This is a genomic window from Cupriavidus sp. PET2-C1, assembly GCF_054515855.1.
The window spans coordinates 903623-912713 of record NZ_JBTNRJ010000003.1 but is presented as its reverse complement, the minus strand read 5'-3'; the positions used below and the strand labels follow the sequence as shown (position 1 = coordinate 912713).

Below are 9091 nucleotides of genomic sequence, written 5' to 3'. Positions count from 1 at the left end.
TTATCTCCTTCCTTTGCGCAGAACTATGAATAAAAATTCAACCATGGCACAAGCACCACCAACCAGTGCGCCTGCATTTAGCCCGGATAGCCACCAACCGGTCAGATACAGTGCAGCCCTACTTCTATTTACTGGGGCTATTTCGAACTGCATTCCCGGATTTATAAATAAACAAAAATAGGCGCAAGTTAGTGCAATTAAAATAGTGGCAAAGAATTTTGAGGAAAAGCGCAGCTTTGATTTGCCGCGCGTGATCTCACTTCCATGATTAATGTAGAATTCTTTGGCGGCGAAGAATCCAATGATTGAGTATGGAATAGCTAGCGCCATCATCAGCGAGAAGTACAAAAATGAGACGCATGGAAATGACGATTTGATTGTATAAAATTTTATTGGCGGAAATGTAGATTGAATCCAGCCAAGTCGATTGACTAGACCTCCGTCGCAGGCCGCATCGCCAGCAAAGAAAGGAATTGCTCCAATTATATATATCGGCGCGAAGCAAATAAAACGTCGATAATTCATTTCTCTTGTTTATATCGGTGAGGTTGATGTGATTGATACAGAAGGTCGGTCTGAGTATGGATCGATATACAAATACCCTTCATCGCTCTTTCAAGCTCTCTGCTTTTTTAATTAGAAGCGGAGACAGGAAGAACTCGATAATTCGGCGCTCCCCCGTTTTTACTTCCGCGGTAACTGACATTCCGGGGGACAATCGCACTGATTTTCCATCCACGTCAATACTTGTCTTGGCCAGCCGAATCCGCGACGAATAGATCAACCCGCGCTTTTCATCGTTGATCGCATCGCTCGATACAGCAGCGACCGTTCCATCTATCGTTCCGTACTTCGTATACAGAAAAGTCTCGACCTTCACGGTCGCCGGCTGTCCAGCAGTGACGAAGCCAATGTCCTTGTTTTCCAGAAAGGCTTCGATTTCCACTGGATTGTCTTTGGGTACCACGATCATCAGTGGCTGTGCTTCCGTCACCACACCACCGACCGTGTGCACGGCAAGCTGCTGAACGGTGCCATCCACAGGCGCCACGAGTCGCGTCAGCATTGCCCGCATGCGCGCCTTGCTCACTTCCTGGTCAAGCGCAGCAATCCTCTGTTGTGCCTCATTCAGGCTATCGAGGTGTGTTCGCCGGGTCTCAGCCGCGAGCGCGGCCAGCTGACCACGCGCCTCTGCGATCGAGGCTTCGATCTCCCTGAATCGGCTGCGCTGTGTTGCCAGATCGCCCTCCTGTTCGAGGCGCACCTGCTCGCGTTCGTAGTAACCATGCCTGGACACGAAGTTCCGCTCGACCAGCTCCTTGAAGTCCCGCGCGCGCTGTTGGGCGAGGGGAACGGTCTGCTCAAGCTTGTGAATCAGTTCGGTGGTGGACTGACGTTCTGCCTCGCGCCGCAGAAGCTCGGCCTCCATGCGCGAGCGCCGGGAGACATATTCTGCATAGTGGCCCTGCAGTAGTATGCTGGCCTCCCGATACTCCACGTCGGGAATGCCAGCTGGCTGCGCCATGACAGGAGTCGCGCGGCCGTCAATTGCCGCGATCATCGCGCGGGATCGAGCGATCTGCAGGGTCGCAGCTGTGTGTTCGGCCTGAAGACGATTCTGATCCGCCTGGGCGGCAGTTGGGTCAAGTTCGACAAGTAAGTCGCCAGCCTGCACTTCCTGGCCGTCCGTGACATGGATCCCGGTGATTTTTGCCGTTTCCAGGGGCTGGATCACCTTGGTGCGGTCATTCGGCACGATCTTGCCCTGGGCGGTCGCGACGATATCGATCTGCCCAAGAACAGACCAGGCCAATGCGATAGTGGAAAACGAGATCAGCAGCCACATGACCACGCGGGGGGCCGGAGAGACGGGAGACTCCACGAGCGAGAGCGCAGCGGGCAGGAACTCGGCTTCCACGCTGCTGTATCCAGCTGGCTCCAGGCCCCTGCGTTCTCGCCAGACATGCGAGAACACTCGTGTGTAGCGTGCCAGAAGATCCGCTAATGCTTGAAAGCGTAGAACGAGGTTTCTCATCATCCGGCCTGTAACGCGTGCAGCTTGGCGTAATGCCCATCAGATTTCCCGAGCAGATCCGCATGCGAGCCGACCTCAACGATCCGGCCATGTTCCATCACGACGATACGGTCCGCATCCCGGACCGCCGACAGTCGATGCGCGATGATCAGCACTGTGCGCCCCCGGCAGATGGATTTCATGTTGTCCTGGATGATGCGTTCGGACTCATAGTCGAGTGCGCTGGTGGCTTCGTCGAAGATCAGGATGCGCGGATTGACCATCAAGGCACGGGCAATCGCGATACGTTGTCGCTGTCCACCGGACAGGGTGGCGCCATGTTCGCCGACCAGGGTGTCGTAACCCTCTGGCAGATCTGAAATGAACTCATGAGCGCCAGCCAGCCTTGCTGCGCGTATCACAGCTTCCAGCGGCACCCCTGGGTCCGTGAGGGCGATGTTTTCGCGGATCGTGCGGGCAAACAGGGTATTGTCTTGTAGTACGACGCCTATCTGGCGCCGCAACGAAGTCACATCCACCAGCGCCAGGTCGATGCCGTCAACTAGGATACGTCCCTGCTCCGGTGTAAATAGCCGTTGAATCAGTTTGGTAAGTGTGCTTTTTCCTGAGCCGGATCTGCCGACAATGCCAATAACTTCGCCAGCCTCCACGGAGAGCGACACGCTGCGCAATACCTCCGGCATGTCGGGCTTGTAGCGGAATACCACGGCATCTAGGTCTACACGGCCGCGGATCGGAGGTAGTGCGGATTTGGTTCCGACGGTCTCCGTGCGCGTATTGAGGATGTCACCCAGGCGCTGCACCGAAATGCCGGTCTGCTGGAAGTCGGTCCAGAGTTGCGCCAGACGCATAACCGGCTGGGCGACCTGTCCGGCTAGCATGTTGAATGCGATCAGCTGACCGACGGTAAGATCTCCGCCGATCACGAGCTTCGCGCCAAAGTACATTGTTGCCACCGTCACGAGCTTGCTTACCAACGTGACGCCGCTGTTGGCCAGCGTGCCGATCGTAGTGGTGCGAAAGCCGGACGACACATAGGCCGCCAGCTGGTTGTCCCATTTGCGAGTCCACTGCGGTTCGACGGCCATCGCCTTGACCGTATCAATTCCACTGACCGTTTCCACCAGGAAGGCCTGATTCTCAGCGCCCCGATTAAACTTCTCGTGGAGCCTGGCCCGCAGCATTGGTGTCCACGAGATCGATAGCAGCACGTAGCACGGTAGCGACAGCACGACTATCAGCGTCAGCCGGCCGCTGTAGTGGAACATCACCGCCAGGAAAACAAATGAGAACAGCAGGTCCAGCACCAGGGTGATGGCATTGCCTGTCAGGAAGCTTCGAATCGTCTCCAACTCACGCACGCGAGCGACGGAATCCCCAACCCGCCTCGCCTGGAAATAGGACAACGGCAAGGAGAGCAGGTGGCGGAAAAGCTTCGCACCCAACTCCACGTCGATCCTGCTAGTCGTATGCGAGAAGAGATATGTGCGGAGCGAGGTGAGGACAACCTCGAAGGTAATGACGACGAGGAGGCCAACCGCAACGACGTCGAGAGTGGTGAAGCCACGATGCACCAATACCTTGTCCATCACCACTTGAAAGAACAGCGGCGTGATCAATGCGAAGACCTGCAGAACGAGGGAGACGATCAGCACCTCACCTAGCAGGCGGCGGTATTTGACGACGGCGGGAATGAACCAGGTGAAATCGAACTTGGCGAGGTCGCCCGCGATTGAGGCTCGGGAGGCGAACAGGATAAGTTCCCCGGCCCACCAATGGCCGAATTCGTCAGTCGAGCGCACTACGGGGCGTTGTGATTCAGGATCGTGAATCAGGTATTTATCTTCATCCACCTTGGCGAGGACGAGGAACCTCCCATCCTTTCCGACGGCAATCGCTGGCAGCGCTGCTTTACTCAGACGCTGAGTACCTACGCGACTTGCCTTGGCGGACAGCCCCAGCTTTCTTGCCGCTAGCACTAATTCCTGTTTGGATAAACTGGCGCCGCTGCGGAATTCGTGGTCGATCTGGGCTTTCTCAACGGCCAGGGAGTGGAAGCGGGCGATCAGGCACAGGCATTCCAAGCCCGTATCTACAACGGATGGACGCAGTTCTTCCTGGGTCTCACCATTGTCGGAGACCAATGCAAGAGGCGGACGTTCGCTCATACCCGATCAGCCAAAGCAAGCTGTGAGCGGTGACCGTGGGCGGAAGATGGGAGGCGGCGGCATATTGCGCGCACGCGCGCATACCGCTTCAAGCTGAATGCAAAGCTGAATCATGACCACCCCGAAATTCCCTGAAGACTGCGTTTTGTCTATGTTGTTTCTGGCGGCCTGGGGCATGCGGAAGGAAGATTGATCAGGAAAGAAGACTGATCAACGAAACCTTCACGTAAGCCTCGGCTGCTCGTTAGCCGCGAGTCTGTCATGCCTTTGAATGTAGTTCAAGTGAAACTTATTACAGATGTTCTGTAAAAGATGCATTTGATTTTACGTTGTTAATTTCTGTAGTTAGTAATATTTAATTCTTTGCCCTCCCCCGTCCGCTTGCTGATCTGTTTATGATGCGGATCCATGTGATCGCTTGCGCGCGTTCGATTTCGATTGCCTTGGTGAGGGTGAAGAGATTCAGGACAGTTCCGGATCCCGCGGTATGCCGTCTTCTGAAAGCGCCGGACCGGCACGAAGGATTGCGGCTGTGGAGATTCGTGCCGACACTCGGCCCCCGCGCGGTGGATAAATGCCATCAGGCACCTCCCGCCCCCCCTCAGGCCAGGCTGGGCTTGAACTTGGTGCGCGTCACCGGCACCCGGCGCCTGGGCGATACCAGGCGGCGGGCCGCGGTGGTTTCCGCATCGGCTCGCTCAGCGCGCCGGACTGCAATCTCCAGTCCTGCCCCCAGCCGAGGGATAGCCGGGATTCGTCAAAAATCCGCCGCACCTCCGGCTAACCGTATGACTTCAAATCGGCACCTCCCCTCGCGGCGCGCTCCGTTACCCCGGCGATGGGCACCCGGAAATGTTCCACCGTTTGCCCGGCGTGGATCGCCCGCTGCAGCCAGTCCGGCATTGCGCCGCGGCCGTCCCAGCCCTGCCCGTGCGCGGGCGATAGCGTATCGCTCCAGGCGATGGGGTCGGTAGAGGCTCGGCAAAGCAGCCGGCGGCCTGGAGGTGTTCTAGGGTCAGGCCGTGCTGGGCCATCTGGATGCGGATCCAGGTAATCGCTTCGGCGCGCTCGATTTCGATCGACTTCATTTTAGGTGCACAGATTCGAGGAAGCTGCGGAGCAAGATCCTGCGTTGTCGTCTCAAAGACCGTTGGGCCTCCACATTGTGCCGGCGGATCGCTGGTGTAAGGCCCCCCGCCCGCTTGGGGATTGGGAATCACGTGCCCACCCCCTGCTCAAAAATGCATCAGACCCTGGGAGCCCGCCGGGCATCTGGTCCTCGCGCGGTTTGTCCACAGGCTTGTCCCTTTGTGCGGTGGACAAGTCCTCGCCCCCTCCCCTCCTCATGCCGACCCCGCCTTGAACTTCAATTTGGTCTTGGCCGCTGGCACCTGGCGCCTGGTCGTTGCCAGGCGCCGCGACGCGGTGGCTTCGGCTTGTGCGCGCTCGGCCTGCCGCAGCGCCGCTTCCAGTTCGGCCCGCAGCCCTTCTTGCTCCGCCAGCCCTCGTCCGAGCGCCTGCTCGGCCGCCGCCAGTTGCTGGCTAAGCGTATCGCGCTCGGCCTGCAGTCGCACCCGCGCCTCCGTGGCGGCCACGGCAGCGTCCTGCGCCCTCGCCTGCATGGCCACCAGCTCGGTGCGCAGGTCCGCGACCGCCTGCTCGGCCTCCTGCCGCAGCGTGCGCTCCTGGTCGATTTCGCGCAGCGCGCGGCGTTCGATGGCGCTGGCGCGCTCCTGTGCCACCACCACCTGCTCGCGGGTGCGCTCCAGGTCCGCCGAGAACTGCGTGTGCATCTCGCCCAGTTGCCGCTCCAGCGCCTCGACCTGACGCTTGCTCTCGTCGTGACGCGCCTGCGCGCCGCGTGGGCCTGGCGCTCGGCGTCCAGTTCCCCTTGTAGCGCCGCGCGCGCTGGACGGCGTCGAACTCGGCCTGCACGGCGGCGGCCTATCGATCGACGAGCTTGACCCTCAATCGGCATCCGCTGGCGCTGTTGCGTCGACATCTGGCCGGCCGGCGCTTTGAGCCGGCGGAAACGCTATTCCGCTATCAAGACCGGCAACTTGCACGCGGCGCTGGTATCGTGACCGTGCCGCAGCGCCCAGGAACCGCGAATGGTGTGCTGTTCATGACCATCGAGGATGAGACCGGCTCGGTCAACGTGATCGTTTGGCCGTCGGATCTGAAGCGGTTCCGCAATGAGGTGCTGGGCGCTCGGCTCATCAGTGTCCTGGGCCAGTGGCAGTGCGAGGACGAAGTGCGGCACCTCGTGGCAAAGCGGTTGGTGGATCTCACACCTCTGCTAGGCCATCTGGAAACGAGTAGCCGTGATTTCTGCTAGCGGACGGAAGCAGCTAGATTCAAAACACCATGCCAATAATGCAGTTATCGGCATGGACGCTGAGCAAAAAAAAGCCTCCCGAAGGAGGCTCGTCATGACGCTGCGCCCTGCCCTACTTGACTGTCATGCGGGACTTGCTGACCGTGACACGCAGGGTGCCGGTATAGGCGCTGCGCACCGGCTTGGATGGCTGGGCCTGGCTTGCCGCGGAGGCGGCCTGCGACAGCAGCGCTTGCAGGCCGCGCTGCTGCATGGCCACGACTTGCGGGCGCAGCTGCTTGCTCGGCTTGCTGACCTGCGTCGAGCGGGCCGGCAGAGTATTACGCGCGTTCAAAGCCATAGAAACCTCCTTTGTCCTGAGCCGGTCGAGTCACGCACCGGAACTTAGGGCCATAGCGCCCCTTCTCGAAGTGCTTGCCTAGCCTATTGTAAAGCAGATCCAACTGCCCCGATTGCGGCATGAAGAAATACTGCGGCACGTCCGGGTAAGCGGCGGCGTGGATAATCAGTGATCTGGCCAGCACATCACAGAACTGCCAGATCATCCCCGGCTCCGGCAGTGGCCAACTGAGCGGGTCGAACATGGTGTCGGCATCCGCTTCAGCCCGCATGAACTTCACCAGGCGCGCGCCCGCGGCCGGCGCGAAACCGTCCGCCCATTCGTCGGCGGTCTCCTGCACCCACTGGGGGTCGCCGCCGGCGTAGGCCAGCACGTCGGCGAAGAAGACCACGAAACGCACCGGGCCGAACGTGATCCCGATCGCCTCGATGCCACCGTCTAGCGGCGTCGGCTCCGTGATGCCGACGAAGGTGGGATCGTTTGCCGGCTGGCCCGCGAACAGGTCGACCAGCAGCGCCGGCGTGATGTAGTGATGCATGGATGCGTAGAGTCGGTCCGCCAAGTGGCTATTCTAGCGCTTGCGGAGTTGCTCGCGCTCCACCTCCGTCAGCTGGTCGCGGTGCAGGTAGGCGCCCGGAACTGGGGGCACGCTAACGAGCTTCGGCGCGACGCCGTCCTTGCCCTGCTCGGCGCCGACGAGCCCCACAGCCTGGCCTTCCGCCGTCAATCCCCAGGCAGCCAAATGCCATACCGTGGGCGGGCTGTTGGCCAAGACATGGGAATGGACAAAGAACCAGTCGGTGGCGGGAACGATCTGCGTGTACATCTGGCACTCCTCGTTGGGGGGGAAGAGGTACCTTACGGCACCTGGCCGCCGGAACTGAAGCCAATCCCCGAGGCCGTCGTGCGCACCGCACGCATACCATGCACTGGCCCGAAGCCTCTTGGTTCCGCCCCCTGACGCGCGTGACCGCGGCGTCGGGTGCTGGGCTTACGGCCATCGTTTAGCCGCGCTCCGGTGGTTTGCTGTGCTGCCGCGCCAGCAATCCGAAGCCGTCGGGCCCCTCCAAGCGAACGGTGTCCTGGCCCTGCTCTTCCCACTCGTCTTGCCGTTGCCCGCCATCGTTGGGCACGGGCACCGGCTCATTCCGCAGCACCGCGGACAGCACCTCGTATTGACAGTACAGGGTCACGTCCCATCGGGTGCCATCCGACCACACAACGTGCTGCAGGCGGCCCGCGCAGACCGCGTCCCCCCCGCGGCCGGGGCGCCAATCCAGCTCAGTAAATCGGCCCTCCAGTTCTTTGAGCGCGCGCTCGAAACGGAGGTGCCGGGCACGCGACCCTGGGCGATCCCACTTTGACACCCTGAACTCGGCCTCCATGGCCGGCAGATCAAGCAGCCGGCAAACATGGCGCTGGCGCCACAGTGGCAAGTCCACCGGGGAACTCACCATGGACGACGGTGGAGCGGAACCGCTTGCGCCCGTCGGGTCCGGGCAGTTCGTTGGCGACCAGCCGCCCTTCGGTGGGCCTCAGATAGCGACGGCCCGGTAGCGTGAGGCACTGGTGACGATTGGGCCAGATCTGCCGGGTCCAGTCCGCCTGCGCGTCGGCGTCGGAGACGGGAGCGCGCGAGCCCTTGGATTCCACCAGGCACACGGCGGCCGCCGCGCGGGCGCTGGCGTGGCGAAAGCAGACGAAATCGGGGTGGGCGCTGGCCGTCGGGCCGCCGCAATCCTCCCAGTGCGCCAGCCAGTCGTAGCCAGCCGCGGCCATTTGCAGCAGCGTCAGGCCGGCGCCGAGCGTGCCGGACAAGAACGGTTTCACGAAGTCCTTGAGCCGACCATAGTCGGCCGTCACAAAAATGCCGTCGCGGTCCGCGTCGCACACACTCAGCGCGGCCTCCGCCGTCGCGGCGGCGGCGGCCAAACCGGGGCCACCCAGGGTCAGCCCCAGTTTATTGGCCCGCTGCATGGCCAGGTAGAGCCTCCAGGAGCTGATGAGGGGGGCGCCGGTGGCGGACGGCGTGCCCTCGTCCCATTTTGGAACCGGGGGCGGCGTTAGGAGGTGGAATTCTTTGTGGATCGGGATCGGGACCGGGACCAGCACCATGACGAGGCGAGACGGGAGTGGGCAGTGCCGCATTGTCACCGATTGGGGCTGAAGTATGGTCTTGGCTCCACTTCTAAGACGTAAATGTACGTTTT

At 60.9% G+C, this 9091-nt stretch carries 9 protein-coding genes and 2 pseudogenes; 1 reads left to right on the top strand and 10 read right to left on the bottom strand.

Annotated features, from left to right (window positions below; genetic code table 11):
- The 5 genes and pseudogenes from ACX12D_RS37930 to ACX12D_RS37910 form a co-directional block, all read right to left on the bottom strand.
- A complete protein-coding gene (locus tag ACX12D_RS37930) occupies window positions 1–525 on the bottom strand; it encodes a hypothetical protein (RefSeq protein WP_459376939.1) in 525 nt (174 codons plus the stop codon).
- Window positions 526–604: 79 nt separating this feature from the next.
- Window positions 605–2038: an HlyD family type I secretion periplasmic adaptor subunit gene (locus ACX12D_RS37925; RefSeq protein WP_459376937.1), complete on the bottom strand. Its 1434-nt coding sequence runs from the start codon at window positions 2036–2038 to the stop codon at window positions 605–607.
- The gene (locus ACX12D_RS37920) at window positions 2035–4203 is read right to left on the bottom strand and encodes a type I secretion system permease/ATPase (RefSeq protein WP_459376936.1); all 2169 of its coding nucleotides are present in this window, start codon (window positions 4201–4203) and stop codon (window positions 2035–2037) included. The genes ACX12D_RS37925 and ACX12D_RS37920 overlap by 4 nt, the downstream gene beginning before the upstream one ends.
- Window positions 4204–4983: 780 nt before the next feature.
- A pseudogene (locus tag ACX12D_RS37915) lies at window positions 4984–5291 on the bottom strand (H-NS histone family protein).
- A 255-nt stretch (window positions 5292–5546) separates the two neighbouring features.
- On the bottom strand, window positions 5547–5996 hold the full coding sequence (locus tag ACX12D_RS37910) for a hypothetical protein (protein ID WP_459376934.1): 450 nt from the start codon (window positions 5994–5996) through the stop codon (window positions 5547–5549).
- 146 nt (window positions 5997–6142) lie between these two features.
- Here ACX12D_RS37910 and ACX12D_RS37905 point away from each other — a divergent pair.
- Window positions 6143–6541, top strand: a pseudogene (locus ACX12D_RS37905) (OB-fold nucleic acid binding domain-containing protein); the annotation flags it as partial.
- 112 nt (window positions 6542–6653) lie between these two features.
- On the opposite strand, the gene ACX12D_RS37900 reads toward ACX12D_RS37905, so the two are convergent.
- The 5 genes from ACX12D_RS37900 to ACX12D_RS37880 all read right to left on the bottom strand — a co-directional run bounded on the left by ACX12D_RS37900 (window position 6654) and on the right by ACX12D_RS37880 (window position 8996).
- Complete coding sequence (locus ACX12D_RS37900; protein WP_459376933.1) at window positions 6654–6881, bottom strand: hypothetical protein; 228 nt, start codon at window positions 6879–6881, stop codon at window positions 6654–6656.
- Window positions 6862–7419 carry a hypothetical protein gene (locus ACX12D_RS37895; RefSeq protein ID WP_459376932.1) on the bottom strand — a complete coding sequence of 186 codons (558 nt, stop codon included), beginning with the start codon at window positions 7417–7419 and terminating at the stop codon, window positions 6862–6864. The genes ACX12D_RS37900 and ACX12D_RS37895 overlap by 20 nt, the downstream gene beginning before the upstream one ends.
- Before the next feature lie 33 nt (window positions 7420–7452).
- Window positions 7453–7707: a hypothetical protein gene (locus ACX12D_RS37890; protein WP_459376931.1), complete on the bottom strand. Its 255-nt coding sequence runs from the start codon at window positions 7705–7707 to the stop codon at window positions 7453–7455.
- A gap of 178 nt (window positions 7708–7885) precedes the next feature.
- Window positions 7886–8074 (bottom strand): hypothetical protein, encoded by a 189-nt coding sequence (locus ACX12D_RS37885; RefSeq protein ID WP_459376930.1) that lies wholly within the window; start codon window positions 8072–8074, stop codon window positions 7886–7888.
- Between the two features lie 202 nt (window positions 8075–8276).
- A complete protein-coding gene (locus ACX12D_RS37880; protein WP_459376929.1) occupies window positions 8277–8996 on the bottom strand; it encodes a hypothetical protein in 720 nt (239 codons plus the stop codon).
- Window positions 8997–9091: the final 95 nt, after the last annotated feature.

Excerpts from the sequence above, each read along its gene's own strand:
- ACX12D_RS37880 (WP_459376929.1), bottom strand. The coding sequence starts at position 8,996 with ATGGTGCTGGTCCCGGTCCCGATCCCGATCCACAAAGAATTCCACCTC.
- ACX12D_RS37925 (WP_459376937.1), bottom strand. The coding sequence starts at position 2,038 with ATGATGAGAAACCTCGTTCTACGCTTTCAAGCATTAGCGGATCTTCTG.
- ACX12D_RS37910 (WP_459376934.1), bottom strand. The coding sequence starts at position 5,996 with ATGCACACGCAGTTCTCGGCGGACCTGGAGCGCACCCGCGAGCAGGTG.
- ACX12D_RS37890 (WP_459376931.1), bottom strand. The coding sequence starts at position 7,707 with ATGTACACGCAGATCGTTCCCGCCACCGACTGGTTCTTTGTCCATTCC.
- ACX12D_RS37900 (WP_459376933.1), bottom strand. The coding sequence starts at position 6,881 with ATGGCTTTGAACGCGCGTAATACTCTGCCGGCCCGCTCGACGCAGGTC.
- ACX12D_RS37930 (WP_459376939.1), bottom strand. The coding sequence starts at position 525 with ATGAATTATCGACGTTTTATTTGCTTCGCGCCGATATATATAATTGGA.
- ACX12D_RS37895 (WP_459376932.1), bottom strand. The coding sequence starts at position 7,419 with ATGCATCACTACATCACGCCGGCGCTGCTGGTCGACCTGTTCGCGGGC.
- ACX12D_RS37920 (WP_459376936.1), bottom strand. The coding sequence starts at position 4,203 with ATGAGCGAACGTCCGCCTCTTGCATTGGTCTCCGACAATGGTGAGACC.